This window comes from Tardiphaga sp. P4_G1 (genome assembly GCF_056401215.1).
This window is the reverse complement of record NZ_JBFUJU010000002.1, coordinates 314,975-329,796: the sequence shown is the minus strand read 5'-3', so window position 1 is coordinate 329,796 and position 14,822 is coordinate 314,975. Positions and strand designations below refer to the sequence as shown.

The window sequence follows — 14,822 nt, the reverse complement described above, 5'->3', positions numbered from 1 at the left end:
CGATGCCGGAGACAGACACGCATGTTGCCATCCATGTTGAGGACCTAGTTGTCGGTTTCGGCCGCCATATCGTCATCGATCGTCTTTCACTCGATGTTCGGCGCGGCGAAATCCTGGGGCTGGTCGGTGCCTCCGGTGGCGGGAAATCGGTGCTGATGCGGACCGTGATTGGTTTGATTGAGCGGCAAAGCGGAAAGATCGAGGTCATGGGGAGTGATATCGGTCTGACGCCCGGGCGCCGGACAAGGGATGTCGCTGCAAAATGGGGAGTGTTGTTTCAGCAGGGAGCACTGTTCTCGTCGCTTACGGCATTGCAGAACGTCGAGTTTCCGCTTCGCGAGAATGCAACGCTCTCGGACGAGCTCATGACCGAGATTGCGAGTGCCAAGCTGGAAATGGTGGGTCTCGCGCCGGAAGACGGTGCCAAGTTTCCGTCGGAACTTTCCGGCGGCATGACAAAGCGAGTCGCGCTTGCACGCGCATTGGCGCTGGATCCGGCCATCGTCTTTCTCGATGAACCGACTTCCGGCCTCGATCCTATCGCAGCTGGCGATTTCGATACGCTGATCAAGACGTTGCAGAAGACGCTGGGACTCACGGTCTTCATGGTCACGCACGATCTCGCCAGTCTGAATACCGTTTGTGATCGCGTTGCCGCCCTGGCTGATGGAAAAATCGTCACGATCGGACCGATGAGCGAGTTGCTTCGATCCGAGCATCCATGGGTTAAGGCTTATTTCCATGGCAAGCGCTCCCTCATGCTCCAACCAAAGGCGATTTGATATGGAAACGCGCGCTCCTTTCGTCATCGTCGGCGCATTCGTTCTCGCAGCTATCGCTGCGGTGTTCGGCTTTATATTCTGGCTGCATAGCACCGGAAATTCAGGTCCGCGGACTGCCTATCAGATTGAGTTCGACGGCTCTGTGCCGGGTCTGCTGGTGGGCGCCGCGGTGCTCTTTAACGGCATTCGCGTAGGGGAGGTGACGCGTCTCGATTTGGCGGCCGATAGCCCCAGTCGCGTCAATGCAAGCATCTCGGTTGTGAACACCACTCCCGTTCGCAGTGACACAAAGGTGGGATTGGACTTCCAGGGACTGACGGGGGTGCCGGTAATCGCATTGGAGGGAGGTAAATTGTTGACGAATTCCGCTCCCGTGACGATGCTGGTAGCCGAACCCGGCGCTGGCCGCAGTATGACACAAGCGGCACGCGATGCCCTTGGGCGGGTCGACGGCGTTCTGGCGGACAATGCCGCGCCGCTCAAAATCACGATCGCCAATCTTCAAGTGTTCTCAGAAGGACTCGCTCGCAACACTGGAAAGCTCGACGGAATTGTCAGCGGTCTGGAGCGAATGACGGGCGGCGGCGCTTCTCCGGTATCTAAGGTGACCTATAATCTTCGCGCTGCTGTTGATTTCCCGGCACCAACCAAAATACTTAAGGGGCAGTTCGCGATACCCGAGCCAACAGCTGTCGTCCTTTTGCAGACGCAACGATTCTTGTTTTCGCAGCCCAAGGACACGGTGGCCTTCTCTGACGCGCAGTGGGCAGACAGCATTCCCAAGCTCGTCCAGGCGAAGATCTTGGAGAGTTTCGAAAACTACGACGTAACACATGCACCCACGCGGCCGCTGGACGGCGTTCAGCCCGATTATCAGCTTTTGATCGATGTCAGACGATTTGACGTTGGGCCCGATGAAACGCCCGCGGCAGAAATTGAGTTGTCTACAAAGATTTTGGATAAGGATGGAAAGGTCATAGCTTCACGGATATTTCGCCAGAGCCAGAGGATCGAAAAGCTGGATGCACCAGGAACCGTTCGGGCTTTCGACTCCGCTTTCTCAAACCTTGCCAAAGAGCTCGTCTCTTGGACTACCCAGAGTTTCTGACTTCGGAATCAGCAATGGTTGGCTTGTCCGCTTTTGGCGCAAAGCGGACATCTGCAAAGGTTGGCGCCGTTGCTCAGCTATTAAAACTGCGTCGCTCGCCAAGACTTGACCACAGCTTTGGTCTGATGGCCTCGTTCCCGATTTCTTATAAAAACTCTTTTATAGTCAGGAGACTAGTTGTTAGTACGTCGTCGACGTGGGTTCATCTTGGCGTCTTCTATCAACGGCCATGCCAACATGGCGAGGTTGACGACACGGCGTAGCTCTCCAGACGTGGCGCCAGCCTGCGGCAGGTTCATCGAAGCGTGCAGGACACCGAGGAAGTGCCACGACAGCCCGTCGATGTCGGATCCCGGGGCCAATTCTCCGTTTGCGACCGCTTCACGCAAAATTCCGCTGAGGATGGTGCGCTGGCCCGTGAGTCCCTCCCGCGCCACCGCTTGGCTCGCCGGCGGCAGATCGGTCATCTCCGAGCAGGAGCGCGCGAGCATGCAGCCGGCTGGGCGGGCCGCCTTATCGGCTGTGGGCAGGAATTCGTGAAGTAGCGCCTCCAGCTGTTGGCGCTTCGTGCCAGCTTGAACCGCGTTCATCCGCTTTAGGACGCGCTGCGCGTAGTTCGAAAGCACTTCCTGGAACAGTCCGTCCTTGTCCTGAAAGCGCTTGTACATGCTGGATCGTGACAGACCCATCGCCGTCGTCAGTTGGTCGATCGACGACGCTGCGTAGCCGTGCCGCCAGAACACCTCCATCGCGGAGTTGATCACTGCACTGTCATCGAACTGGGGCTTTCCGCTCATCGGGTACTCGCTTGACATTATGGAACGATCGTTCCAAGAATGGTGGACCGATCGTTCCAGGATACGTAAGGATGCTCCCATGTTCAAGCACTCTCAGCCCAACAGCAGCCGCCCCCGCATTGCCGTCGCCGGCGCCACGGGTCGCGTCGGATCCGCGCTGATCGCAAGCCTGGCGTCAGAACCTCTCGATTTAGTGGCGCTAACGAGAAATCCGAATGTGGAAGGCTTACCCGCTGGCGCTACCATCGCGGCAGTGGATTTCGACGCGCCATCGACCCTCGACGAAGCTCTGCGTGGCGCCGACAGGCTGTTTTTGGCTCATGGCACGTCCCCCCAGCAGGTTGCCAACGAGATCGCCCTGATCGATGCGGCGGTCGCCGCAGGCGTGGGTCAAATCGTGAAATTGTCCACGATGGGCCCGCCCTCGCGGCTGCACCCGATGGATTGGCACATGCAGATCGAGGCGCATCTTGCGACCGTCGACATCGGCTACACGGTTTTGCGGCCGTCGACGTTCGTCGACATCCTGGCGCGCGCAGGCACTCCAGTCGCGGATGATGCATGGGGCGGCGCGGCCGGCTCGGGAGTGGTCAACCTGATCGATACACGCGATGTCGCCGATGCTGCGCGCGTCGCGCTTTTGGACAACGCGCACCCCACTTCTCAGCGCGTCTACCATCTGACCGGCCCGCGGGCCGTAAGCATGCCCGAGGTCGCCGAAGAAATCTCGAAACTGCTTGGTAGGACCGTCACATATCAGCAGCGAAGCCCTGCAGAGCAGCGCGAGAAGCTCCTTGCCTCGGGACTGAGCGAGTTTGTCGCTGACGTGCTGCTCGGATTAGACCGCCTATTTTACCAGTCGGTGATGGCTGAAACGACAACAACGTTTAAGGCATTGACGGGCCGCGAACCTCGATCCGTCGCCGGGTGGCTGGGCGAAAACATCTCGAAGTTTCGGAAGTAGTCCGAGCTCTGCCAGTTCGGGGCAGCGAAGCCCCCCCCCCCCGGACTTTGATTTCGCGACCTCCATGGATGAGTGCTGTCTTATGACCAGCAAGCTCGATGTTTCGATCCCGGCCGAAGGCGGCATTTTTCTGCATGGTTGGCTGTTCGTGCCCGATGGGAAGGGGCTCTTCCCGGCTGTGACAATGGCGCATGGTTTCGGCGACTCGATCCACCACGGGCTTGAGCCGTTCGCCGTCTCATTCGCGGAGGCAGGCTTCGTCGTCCTGCTGCATGACCACCGTGGCTTCGGGCGCAGCGGCGGAGAACCACGTCAGGACGTTGACCCCTGGCGGCAGATCGCCGATTGGCGGCGGGCCATTTCGTTTCTGGAAACGCGGCCGGAAGTTGACGCCAGGCGCATCGGGCTGTGGGGGACGAGCTATGCCGGCGGCCATGCCCAGATGCTCGGCGCGACCGATCGGCGCCTCCGTGCGGTCGTGGCGCAGGTGCCGACCACCAGCGGTTATGAGCAGGGCCTTCGCCGCATCCCGGCGGAACTTCTTCCCGCCGTAGAGGAAGCTCTGTCGGACGATGAGCGCGGGCAGCTCTACGGCGAGCCCCGCTATCAGGCCCTTGTCAGTGCCGATCCGAACGTGCCCGCGGCGTACCGTTCAAAGGATGCGATCGACTTCACGCTTCAGCCGGTCCCAGAGGGCGCGTGGGAGAACAGGGTGACGCTGCGCTCGTCCCGCCTGGCGCGGATGTATGAACCCGGTGCGTTTGCCCCTCGCGTCTCGCCGACGCCACTCCTGTTCGTGGTCGCCCGCGACGACAAGACGACGCCGACGGACCTTGCTCTTGCCACCTATGAGCGTGCGCTCAAGCCGAAGAAACTCGCTCTGCTGCCAGGTGGCCACTACGACATTTACGTAGCCCAACGTGACGCCGCGATTGCTGCCGCCGTCGATTGGTTTTGCGCGCATCTCTGACACTTACCCCTTCTCAAACGAGGACAGTTCATGACTAAGACCAGCAAGCAATGGACGCAGCTTCAATGGGATCTGTTTATCAAGAAACGCCCCAGCGCGACGCAGGGTTTCCCACCTGGAAAGGAAAGCCTGAATTGGGTGGCGAACACGGTGACGCTATTATGGGGCAAACACAACGCGGTCTTGGTCGACACGTTACTCAGCGATGCCCACAACGCAGAGCTCGCCGACTGGATTGAGGCGAAGGGAAGTACGCTTCGCACCATCTACCTGACGCACGCGCATCCCGATCATTTCTTCGGCCTGACTCTGCTGTTGAAACGCTTCCCGGAGGCGCGTGCTATCGCGCGTCCCCGCGTTGTTGCGGCGATGCACGTAGCTTCCTCCCCCGAAATCGTCGCTAATAATTGGTCCCGGCGCTTTCCCGGACAGATCCCGGATCGCCTGACAGTCGCGGATGTACTCGACGCCGACAGCTTCGAATTGGAGGGGCACGAACTCCGTGTGATCGATACCGGCCACACGGACACCGACGATACCACGGCGCTCTACGTACCGTCGCTGGACCTCGTCATTGCGGGGGACGCGATCTACAACGAGACACATCCGTTTCTCGCGGAGTCTGGCCAAACCGGTCGGCAGGCATGGCTCGCGGCCATCGACAAGATCGCTGCGGTCAATCCGGCGGCGGTTGTCGTCGGCCACGGTCCGCTCGATCCCGATAACAGCCCGAGCCACATCGAAGCGACGTGCCAGTACATCCGCGAGTTTGATGAAATCAGCCGCGAGAGCGAAACTGCCCGGCAGCTTTATGATAGGATGCTCGCCCTATATCCCGATCGGATCAATCCTGGCTCGCTTTGGGGCAGTGCTCATGCAGCAAGGAGGAATGGATGAGGTAGATGACGAGGACAGTAAGGCGCGTCGCGTGACCTGAAGGAACACCTCTCATGTAGCGATGGTGGCCGTTGACGAAAAACAAAGTCAAGGATGACCGCTCCTGGCGCAAAGCGGACCTTCATTCGTAAATCCGAGCCCTTGTGGAGGGGGGCGTTGGTGCAGGCCGTGATTGCAGATCGTTGATACGCCCGATGCCTCCAGGCTCCGGATCTCTTCGAAGGACTTGAGGTAGAGGTCCGGATTTCGCGTATTGCGAGGACCGATACTGCGATCGAGATTTTAGCGCGCTGGAAGCGTTTTAGCTCCGATCTCAACCGTGTGCAGGGCGCCTGGCAAGCTCGGCCATTTCGGCTGTACGGTGCGATGTGGACGTCCAGCCTTCCGTGCTGCTACGTGTTCGGTCGCATTCATCTCGATCGTTTGTCCGGGCCCCGTTTCGCATGCAGAATTCCACTGGCCAGAGGAGACGGATGTCGCTGGCGGGCATCCGTCTTGACCGGGCCTCTTCAGTGGCATTGCCCCATCAGATCGCAGCGCAGATGCGCGACGGGATTCTGCACGGGACGCTGCCGGCGGGCACCCAGTTTCTCGGTTCGCGGGAGATTGCGCGCGAACTCGGGTGCTCGCGCATGGTGGTGCTGAGTGCCTGGGACATCCTCTACGCCGAAGGTTATCTGGAATCGATGCCGCGCGGCGGTGTCTCGGTCGCTGCTGTCAGCCGCAACGCGGCATCACCGGCGGGCGCGTCTGCGGATACGTCTCGTATCGCCGGTCCCATCTCTCAGCGCTGGCAGTCGCTGATTGGTTTCACCTATGAGACCAATTGGGCGTCCGATTTCAGCCCCGGTGCGCCCGATATCTCGACCTTTCCGTTCGGCGACTGGGCTCGGTTGCTGCGCCAGACGTCGCTGCAACCCGACAAGGAGGAATGCCTCGATTTGTCCCCCGCCGGGCTTCCCGAGCTTCGGCGCGAGATCGCGGATTTCCTCGGCGCGGTACGTGGTCTCGTCTGCACGCCCGAGCAGATCGTCGTGACCTCGGGCACTTCCAGCGCGCTCGACCTGTGCAGCCGCATGATCCTCGATCATGGGGACGAAGTTTGGGTGGAGGAACCGGGCTTCGTCGAGGCGCAGTGGTCGCTGACGGCGGCGGGCGGTAAATTGGTGCCGATACCGGTGGACGACAAGGGGCTATGCGTCACCGAGGGCATTCGCCGCGCGCCGAATGCGAAGCTGATCGTGGTGACGCCGTCGCATCAATATCCGCTCGGCGTCAGCATGGGGCTGGAGCGGAGGCTGGAATTGCTCGACTGGGCCAATCGCAACGACGTCTGGATTGTCGAGGACGACTACAATTCCGAGTTCCGGCATCAGGACAGCATGATCGCCTCGCTGAAGTCGCTCGACCGGGAGCAGCGCGTGATCTATCTCGGCACTTTCTCCAAGATCATGATGCCGAGCTTGCGCCTGGGCTATATCGTCGCGCCGGAGCGCTTCGTCGAGATCTTCACCAGGGGCCGCGCGCGCATCGACGTGCACAGTTCCGGCATCGGCCAGCGCGCCCTCGCCGAATTCATGCGCGAGGGCCATCTGCTACGCCATCTCCGCCGCATGCGAAAAGTCTATGCGGAGCGGCAGCAAGCCCTGATGGATGCGATCCGTCAGTATTTGCCTGATGATCTCACCCTCGCTCCCTGTGCAACCGGTCTTCATCTCGTCGCTCTGTTCACCGAGCGCCTGAAGGCGCGGATGAGCGATGTGGAGGCGGCACGGCTGTTGAAGCAAGGGGGTCTCCACGTGCAGCCGCTATCGCAGAATCATCTAGAGACGCCGATCTATGCCGGCCTCGTATTGGGTTATGGTCGCCTCAAGCCCACCGATGCGACGCGTCTGATCGCGAAAATGGCGCAGATTCTCGGTGTGGAGCCATCTGCAGCGAAAAAATAATCCGATCCGCCATATGCGGTTCCCAGCAATGGCGGGCGCGCCTGCGAATTGCGCAATCTTCGGCGGGTAGCTCCCTTGCCGCCGCACAGGCGCGATCTCGTCGAACCATCGATAGCGCGATAACTGCCGCACATCCTGCGTCTGAATGGATCGGCGCGCCGATGAGATCGTTGCTGCATTCGCGTGCAGCATTTGCACTGTAACCAAGCACCTTGGCCCATCGCTCGCGCGTTACGCTGCGTCCGGCAATCTGGCCTAGTCGTTTCCAGTGAGTCTGGCTCTATCCGGATGCGCGCGACGCGCCAAGATTTGCAGAACGAGGTTCGACAGGGGACGGTGGCAGATGATGGCTGATCGCGGGCGTTTGTTGAGATTGACGGGCACCGTGCTGCTGATGGCGCTCACGCCAGCGGCGGCACAGGCGCAGACGCGGGCCGAGACGCTGCGTCAGGTGACTGGCAACAATATCCCGACGCTGGACCCGACCACCCCGGGTGCGACACGTGAGGCCTTTGGCGTCTCGACCAGCATCTATGACCGCCTTGTGGCCTTCGACCGCAAGCGCGACGAGAACGGCGTCTGGGTATTCGACCGCAGCAAGATCCGCGGCGAATTGGCGGAAAGTTATGAGGTCAGCCCGGATGGGCTGAAAATCACCTTCAAGCTGCGCGATACCAAGTGGCACGATGGCACGCCCGTCACCGCAGAAGACGTGAAATGGTCGCTCGACCGCGCCGTCACCGCGAAATCAATTGCCGCGGGACAGATGGGCACTGGCTCCCTGACGAAGGCGGAACAGTTCGCCATCGTCGATGAGCGCACGATCACTGTAACACTACCCAAAGCGGATCGTCTGGCGCTGGCCAATCTCGCCACGCCGCTGGCGCCGATCTTCAACAGCAAGCTCGCGAAGCAGCATGCGACAGCCGAGGATCCCTGGGCTCAGGAATGGCTGAAGACCAATACCGCTGGTTCCGGCGCCTACACGGTCGAGATGTTCAAGCCGGGCGAACAGTTGATCCTGAAGCGCAATGAGAACTGGAAGAGCGGCCGTGACGGCAAGCTGCCTTACTTCAAGCGCGTCATCGAACAGACCATCGGCGATCCCGCCACGCGAGCCAATCTGATCGAGAAGGGCGATGCCGACATCGCCATCGATCTGCAGGCCAGCGACGTACCGTCGCTGCAGCAGCGCGGCAAGGTCAAGGTGGAGTCGTCACCGCAGACCAACGGCTTCACCATGATTGCCTTCAACACGCAAATGGCGCCGTTCGACAATCTCAAGGTCCGTCAGGCCATCGCCATGGCGCTGCCCTATAACGACATGTTTAGCGCAGCAATCTTCAAGCGTGGCTCTCCGCTGTTCGGTGCATCGTGGATGTCGCCGCCGACTGCCGACTTCCCGCAGCCGATGCCGGCGAAGACCGATATGGCCAAGGCCAAGCAGCTTCTGGCTGAAGCCGGTTTCGAGAAGGGCTTCAAGACCACTTTCAGCATCAATGTCGGCTCCGCCGCGGTCACCGAGCCGATGGCGGCGCTGCTGAAGGAGGCGCTGGCGAAGCTCAACATTGAGGTCGACGTGCAGAAGCTTCCGGACTCGCAGATGTCGACGCAGATCACCGAGAAGAAGTTGCCGTTCTTCACCGAAGGCTCCACCGCCTGGCTGCCGACCACCGATTACTTCTTCCGCAATTTCTTCACCGGTAACCAGCGCTGGAATTACAGCTCCTGGAATGACGAGCTGGTGGTGAAACTGGCCAATCAGGCTCGGTTCGAGCAGGATCAGGCCAAGTATGACGAGATGGGCAAGCAGATGATCGCGGAATACGTCAAGGAAGTGCCGCTGGTTCTGCTGTGGCAGGCCAATCAGGACGCCGTGATGATCCCGCAACTCGATGGCTACACCTACTGGTTTCACCGCCAGGTCGACTTCCGCGATCTCGCCCGCAAGTAAGCGAAGACGAACGACCCGGCGATGTAGCCCTTGTGCTGCATCGCCGGCCCTGAATGAAAGCGGGACCAACGCGCGTGACGAATATCTGGGAAATCGGAACCGACATCGGTGGCACCTTCACCGATATCATCGCCATCCGGCGCGACACGTCAGAGACGCGGATCGCCAAAGTGCCGTCGCGCCCCCACGCGCCGGTGCAGGCGATGCTCGAAGCCATCGAGGCTGTTGGTCTGCGCAAGAGCGACGTGAAGCGCTTCATTCACGGCACCACCCGGATCACCAATGCAATTGTCGAGGAACGCCTGCCCAGGATTGCGTTGATCGCGACGAAGGGGTTCGAGGACGTTCTTGAGATCGCACGATATCGCCGCCGCGATCTCTATCGCCTGGATATCGCGCCAAAGGCCAAGGCGCTGGTGCCGCGTGAGCTGTGCTTCGCGCTCGACGAGCGCCTCGATCACGAGGGTCAGGTGTTGAAGCCACTGGCCGAAGCCGAAATCGAGCGCCTGATCGCCTGGCTGAAGGAGACTGGCGTGGAAAGCGTCGCTGTCTCGCTGCTGCATGCCTATGCCAATCCCGTCCATGAACAGATGCTGGCCGAACGGTTGAAGGACATCGTGCCACATGTCTCGCTATCGCATGAGATCAATCCCGAGGCGCGCGAGTATGAGCGCACGTCGTCGACGACGTTCAATGCAGCGGCGATGCCGATTGCGGTGGAATATCTGAGCGAGCTTGAAGAGCGCCTGCCCATCGGTCCGGGCCTGCAGGTGTTTCACTCCGCCGGTGCGATGATCCCGATCTCGGCCGTCAAGCGCCGTCCACTGGTGATGGCGATGTCCGGCCCGGCCGCCGGCGTTGCGGCCTCGGTCAGCATCGCGCGCCAGCTCAAGAAATCCCGCGTGCTCACTTTCGATATGGGCGGCACGACCACCGACGTCTGTCTGATCGTCGATGGCCAGGCGGAGATGGCCGACGGCAAGATGCTTGGCGATCGCCCGCTGCGGCAGCCGATGCTGGCAGTGCATTCCATCGGCGCCGGTGGCGGCTCCATCGTACGTGCCGGCGCGGGCGGCCTCACTGTCGGGCCGGAAAGTGCCGGCTCCGAGCCGGGCCCAGCCTGCTATGGCCGTGGCGGCACCAAGCCGACCATCACGGATGCCAATGCGCTGCTCGGCTATCTCAACCCTGAAACCAAGCTCGGCGACCGCATCGGTATCGACGTCGATGCTGCAGCCCGCGTCATCGAGCCGATCGCGCAGGGTCTCGGGCTCAGCCTTACCGAGACTGCGCTCGGTATCATTCGCGTCGCGAATGCCACCATGGCTCGCGCGCTGCGCCGCGTGACGGTGGAGCGCGGCATCGATGGTCGCGACTGCACGCTGCTGGCGTTTGGCGGTGGCGGCCCGATGCATGCGGCGGGTCTCGCCGAACTCTACGGGATCACCGAGATCGTGGTGCCCGCTGCGTCCAGCGCCTTCTCCGCGCTGGGATGTCTGACTGCGGATTTCAGCTTCTTGCAGCAGCAGACTCTGCGCGTTGCGCTGGATAGCATCGATCCGGCCAAGGTCACGCAGCGTATCGAAGCGCTGGTCGAGCAGACCCTCGTGCCTCTGCTCGCCAATGCGATCCCGCGCGCGTCGATCCAGATCGAACTGGTCGCGCTGATGCGCTATGCCGCGCAGGCCGATGCGATCCCGGTGCCGTTCACGATGCCGCTCGATGCTGAAAAATTGCGGCAGGACTTTCTCGTCAAGCATCGCGAATTGTTCGGCTATGCGACCAGCGAGAGCTGCGTGATTGAATCCGTGCGTGCGCAGGCCCGCCAGCCCTCGACCACCGAAGTCAGCCGTCCAAAGACGGCGCTGCGCACCATGGCGACTCCCAGGCGCCGCTGTTCGTTCGATGGCGCACCGGATGTGATGACCGATGTGATCGATCGAAGCGCGATGACCGACACCATTATTGGCCCTGCGATCATCGAAGATGCCTGGTCCACCGTGGTGCTGCCGCCGCAATGGCAGGCGACGCCGGACAGCAACGGCAATCTTTATCTCGCGAAGGTGGCATCATGAAGCTCGACCCGTTTGCCGTCGAAGTGATCCGCCATGGCCTGTCGGCCGCAGCGGAAGAGATGAGCCTGGTGATGACGCGCTCGGCGCGCTCACCGCTATTGCGTGAGGCCGGCGATCTGTCCTCGGCGATCACCGATGCGCAGGGCGAGCTGATCGGGCAGGGCCGCGACATCCCGGTCCATCTTGGCGCCATGGCCTACACGATCCGCGAATTGCTGAAAGTCGTGCCGGCTGCGACGCTGAGCGAAGGCGACGTGCTGATCTACAATCTCGGCGCGCTCGGCGGCAATCATCTCAACGACGTCAAGGTCGTCCGTCCGGTGTTCTTCGAGGGCGACATCGTCGCTTTCGCTGTCAGCCTGGCGCATTGGCCCGATATCGGCGGCACGTGGCCGGGCAGCTATCTCGCCAAGGCCATCGACACCTTTCAGGAAGCACTGCGGATTCCGCCGATCAAGGTCGCCACGGCAGCAGGCGTCAGCGATGCCATCGTCCAGTTCCTCAAGGTCAATGTCCGCGATCCCGAATCCTGCGAGGGCGATTTGCTCGGCCAGATCGCCTGCACACTGGCCGGCGAAAAGCGCATCGTCGAATTGTGCAAGCAGCACGGTAAGGCAATGTTCGTGGCGGCGCTGTCGCGGCTGCACGATCTCTCCGAAGCCGAGATGCGCGAAGCCATTCTCGGGCTACCTGACGGCGTCTATGAAGGGGAGGATTTCCTCGACGACGGCGGCCCCGGCGACGAGCCGGCGCGTATCCATGTCAAGATCACCATCAAGGGCGACGAAGCGACGTTCGATCTGTCCGGCAGTTGCGACCGGGTCTCGAATTTCTGCAATACGACGTCCTTCATTGCGAAATCCGCGGTGGCCTATAGCGCGCGCATCATGAGCGGGCGCGATATGCAGCAGAATGGCGGCGCGTTGCGTCCGCTCACCATCATCACCCGACCGGGCTCGATCTTCGAACCCGGTCTCACCGCACCGGTGGCGGCAGGCAATCACGAGACTTCGCTGCGTATCGTCGATGCGATCTTCCTGGCTATGCAGGACGTGATTCCGGAGCGGCTGTCGTCGGGCGGCGCCACCACGTCCGGTATGCTCTCTTTCGCCGAGCCGCGGCAGGATGGCTCCTGGAAGATGCTGTACGAGGTCCATGCCGGCGGCGAGGGCGCGCGGCATAACCGCGCCGGCTGCGCTGCGACCCGCGTGCACCTGACGAACACCTCCAACACGCCGGCCGAGGCCATCGAGGCCAACTACAATATTCGCGTCGAGCAGCAGGCGATCCGCTGGGGCTCCGGCGGAGCAGGCGCATATCCGGGCGGTGATGGTGTCGTGCGCAGCTACCGCATCCTTGCCCCGAGCATGCATCTGACCAGTTGTGTCGAGCGCAAGCTTATTCCCCCGTTCGGCCTGAAGGGCGGCGCACCCGGCAAGACCGCACGCCTTACGCTCACGCGCGGCGGTGAGGTGATCGACGTCGAGGGCAAGTCGAACCTCGTGCTGCAACGGGACGATGTCATCACCATCGAGATGTGCGGCGGCGGCGGCTATGGCCGCGCGTGATGCGCCTCCGCAAGGACAAAAAGGATAATCGATGAGCAGACTTTTGCGGACGGGCCTCAATGCCGGCGACAGCGCCCCCCTGACCGTGGTCGGCGGCGAGGGCGTCTATTTCCATCTGCAGGATGGGCGTCGCCTGATCGACGGCAGCAATACCGGTGGCGGTCTCGGCCATCGCCACCCGAAAATGGTGGAAGCCATTCGTGCAGCCGCGGATACGCCGGTCGTCAACGAAGGCTGGACCTGGATCGGTCGCGAGAAAGCTGCCGATGATCTGATCGGCACGGCCTTTGCGGGCGAAGAGGATTGGGTCGGCGGCGTGCGCTTCTGCATCAGCGGCAGCGAGGCCAACGACATGGCGCTATCGTTGTGCCAGGCCCTGTCGCAGAAGACGGCATTGGCGACGCGCGAGCGCGCCTATCACGGCCTCGTCGGTCTCTCGCGCAGCATGACTGTGCAACCGCACTGGCATGGTGGGCTCGCCGTGCAGGCCGGCGGTTCGCGTCTGCCGGCCCCGATGGCGCCGGTGAAGATCCTGCCCGCGCCCGATGGCGCGATCTATGGCGCGCCGCTGAGCAATCAGCCGGTCAAGGACGTTCTCGCCGATGCCGGCGCTGTTCTGGCGGATACGGCGGCGACCATCATCGACTATACGCAGGGTGGAAATTACTACGACGGCGACTATCAGGACGAAGTCGCTGGTCACGCCGCCAAGGCGAATTCGATCTGGATTGCCGACGAAGTCGTCACCGGCGCCGGACGCTCCGGCCGCTGGTTCGCTTTCCAGGGCGCCAAGAGCCGTCCGGATATCGTGACCATGGGCAAGTCGCTCGGCGGCGGCGCTGCGGCGGTCGCGGCCGTGATCGTGTCCAAGAAGATCGTTGAGCAGCTCAAAGGATCGAGCTGGCAGAACTACGGCACGCTGCGTGGCCATCCGATCAGCATGGCCGCCATCAGTGCCTATCTCAATGTGGTGACGGAAGAGGACATTCTGGCACGCGTGCGCGCCATGGAAGTGTTCTTCACCAAGCGCCTGCTCGAAATTGCGCGTAACCATCCGAGCGTCAGCCGCGTTGCAGGGCAGGGCCTGCACTGGACCGTCGAACTGCACGGGCCCGACTGGCGCTCATGGGCTGCCGACACCATGGAGAATCCGATCGCCTCGCGTGTCGCTGCGCGGGCGATGGAAGCCGGCGCCGTGATCGGCACCAGCGGCGAGCAGACCTCGCTGTTCCTGGCGCCGCCGCTGATCATCAGCGAGCAGGATGCCGAGCGGCTGCTCGCAGCGCTCGACCATGGACTCAAACTTGCCGATGAGGAACACGAGCGTTCCGGCGGCCTCAACTGACACACGACAACAGAGACGTGAAGATGCAAGACGAACAGGACATCCGCGCCGTCATCGCCGGCTATTTCGAAGCGCTGTATCACGGCGATGTCGCCGGCTTCCGTCGGGTGTTGCACCCGCAGGTGCGGCTATCCTCGGCAACCGATGGCACGCTCGTCAATCTCGATCTCGAAACCTATATGGGCATGGTCGCGTCGCGACCGTCGTCGGCGTCGCGGGGCGACCCGCGCGAGGACGAGATCGTGAGCGTGTCCGTGGCATCGCCGACTACGGCCCATGCCCGCGTCAAGGACATGTATCTGCCGAAGCGCTTCGTCAACGAACTCTCCTTCATCAAGATCGATGGCCGCTGGCAGATCATCGCCAAGGTCTGGCACTTCTTCGCCTGATTAATTGCTGAAATGTACCTGTCA

12 protein-coding genes are annotated in these 14,822 nt (G+C 61.8%); 11 read left to right on the top strand and 1 reads right to left on the bottom strand.

What is annotated here, in order from left to right:
• Window positions 1–2 precede the first annotated feature (2 nt).
• Window positions 3–782, top strand: a complete 780-nt coding sequence (locus AC1DUY_RS05660) for an ABC transporter ATP-binding protein (protein ID WP_478112902.1) — start codon at window positions 3–5, stop codon at window positions 780–782.
• Window position 783: 1 nt separating this feature from the next.
• Window positions 784–1,890: an ABC-type transport auxiliary lipoprotein family protein gene (locus AC1DUY_RS05655; protein WP_478112900.1), complete on the top strand. Its 1,107-nt coding sequence runs from the start codon at window positions 784–786 to the stop codon at window positions 1,888–1,890.
• Window positions 1,891–2,063: 173 nt separating this feature from the next.
• Here AC1DUY_RS05655 and AC1DUY_RS05650 read toward each other — a convergent pair whose 3' ends face one another.
• Window positions 2,064–2,687, bottom strand: coding sequence for a TetR/AcrR family transcriptional regulator (locus tag AC1DUY_RS05650; protein ID WP_478112898.1), 624 nt, complete (start codon window positions 2,685–2,687; stop codon window positions 2,064–2,066).
• A 79-nt stretch (window positions 2,688–2,766) separates the two neighbouring features.
• Here AC1DUY_RS05650 and AC1DUY_RS05645 point away from each other — a divergent pair, with 79 nt between their 5' ends.
• From AC1DUY_RS05645 to AC1DUY_RS05605, 9 genes are all read left to right on the top strand, one after another.
• Complete coding sequence (locus AC1DUY_RS05645) at window positions 2,767–3,651, top strand: SDR family oxidoreductase (protein ID WP_478112896.1); 885 nt, start codon at window positions 2,767–2,769, stop codon at window positions 3,649–3,651.
• An 82-nt stretch (window positions 3,652–3,733) separates the two neighbouring features.
• The gene (locus tag AC1DUY_RS05640; RefSeq protein WP_478112894.1) at window positions 3,734–4,621 is read left to right on the top strand and encodes an alpha/beta hydrolase; all 888 of its coding nucleotides are present in this window, start codon (window positions 3,734–3,736) and stop codon (window positions 4,619–4,621) included.
• A 30-nt stretch (window positions 4,622–4,651) separates the two neighbouring features.
• Window positions 4,652–5,518, top strand: a complete 867-nt coding sequence (locus tag AC1DUY_RS05635) for an MBL fold metallo-hydrolase (RefSeq protein ID WP_478112892.1) — start codon at window positions 4,652–4,654, stop codon at window positions 5,516–5,518.
• 443 nt (window positions 5,519–5,961) lie between these two features.
• Window positions 5,962–7,467, top strand: a complete 1,506-nt coding sequence (gene pdxR, locus AC1DUY_RS05630) for a MocR-like pyridoxine biosynthesis transcription factor PdxR (RefSeq protein ID WP_478112890.1) — start codon at window positions 5,962–5,964, stop codon at window positions 7,465–7,467.
• Window positions 7,468–7,813: 346 nt separating this feature from the next.
• Window positions 7,814–9,421, top strand: coding sequence for an ABC transporter substrate-binding protein (locus AC1DUY_RS05625; RefSeq protein WP_478113373.1), 1,608 nt, complete (start codon window positions 7,814–7,816; stop codon window positions 9,419–9,421).
• A gap of 74 nt (window positions 9,422–9,495) precedes the next feature.
• Entirely contained in the window at window positions 9,496–11,496 is a 2,001-nt protein-coding gene (locus tag AC1DUY_RS05620) for a hydantoinase/oxoprolinase family protein (RefSeq protein ID WP_478112888.1), read from the top strand.
• Window positions 11,493–13,064: a hydantoinase B/oxoprolinase family protein gene (locus AC1DUY_RS05615; protein ID WP_478112886.1), complete on the top strand. Its 1,572-nt coding sequence runs from the start codon at window positions 11,493–11,495 to the stop codon at window positions 13,062–13,064. The genes AC1DUY_RS05620 and AC1DUY_RS05615 overlap by 4 nt, the downstream gene beginning before the upstream one ends.
• A gap of 31 nt (window positions 13,065–13,095) precedes the next feature.
• Complete coding sequence (locus AC1DUY_RS05610; protein WP_478112884.1) at window positions 13,096–14,409, top strand: aminotransferase class III-fold pyridoxal phosphate-dependent enzyme; 1,314 nt, start codon at window positions 13,096–13,098, stop codon at window positions 14,407–14,409.
• A gap of 23 nt (window positions 14,410–14,432) precedes the next feature.
• Complete coding sequence (locus tag AC1DUY_RS05605) at window positions 14,433–14,798, top strand: nuclear transport factor 2 family protein (protein WP_231079413.1); 366 nt, start codon at window positions 14,433–14,435, stop codon at window positions 14,796–14,798.
• The last annotated feature ends 24 nt before the right edge of the window (window positions 14,799–14,822 follow it).

Excerpts from the sequence above, each read along its gene's own strand:
- AC1DUY_RS05625 (WP_478113373.1), top strand. The coding sequence starts at position 7,814 with ATGGCTGATCGCGGGCGTTTGTTGAGATTGACGGGCACCGTGCTGCTG.
- pdxR (WP_478112890.1), top strand. The coding sequence starts at position 5,962 with ATGCAGAATTCCACTGGCCAGAGGAGACGGATGTCGCTGGCGGGCATC.
- AC1DUY_RS05615 (WP_478112886.1), top strand. The coding sequence starts at position 11,493 with ATGAAGCTCGACCCGTTTGCCGTCGAAGTGATCCGCCATGGCCTGTCG.
- AC1DUY_RS05655 (WP_478112900.1), top strand. The coding sequence starts at position 784 with ATGGAAACGCGCGCTCCTTTCGTCATCGTCGGCGCATTCGTTCTCGCA.
- AC1DUY_RS05650 (WP_478112898.1), bottom strand. The coding sequence starts at position 2,687 with ATGAGCGGAAAGCCCCAGTTCGATGACAGTGCAGTGATCAACTCCGCG.
- AC1DUY_RS05645 (WP_478112896.1), top strand. The coding sequence starts at position 2,767 with ATGTTCAAGCACTCTCAGCCCAACAGCAGCCGCCCCCGCATTGCCGTC.
- AC1DUY_RS05610 (WP_478112884.1), top strand. The coding sequence starts at position 13,096 with ATGAGCAGACTTTTGCGGACGGGCCTCAATGCCGGCGACAGCGCCCCC.
- AC1DUY_RS05640 (WP_478112894.1), top strand. The coding sequence starts at position 3,734 with ATGACCAGCAAGCTCGATGTTTCGATCCCGGCCGAAGGCGGCATTTTT.
- AC1DUY_RS05605 (WP_231079413.1), top strand. The coding sequence starts at position 14,433 with ATGCAAGACGAACAGGACATCCGCGCCGTCATCGCCGGCTATTTCGAA.
- AC1DUY_RS05660 (WP_478112902.1), top strand. The coding sequence starts at position 3 with ATGCCGGAGACAGACACGCATGTTGCCATCCATGTTGAGGACCTAGTT.
- AC1DUY_RS05635 (WP_478112892.1), top strand. The coding sequence starts at position 4,652 with ATGACTAAGACCAGCAAGCAATGGACGCAGCTTCAATGGGATCTGTTT.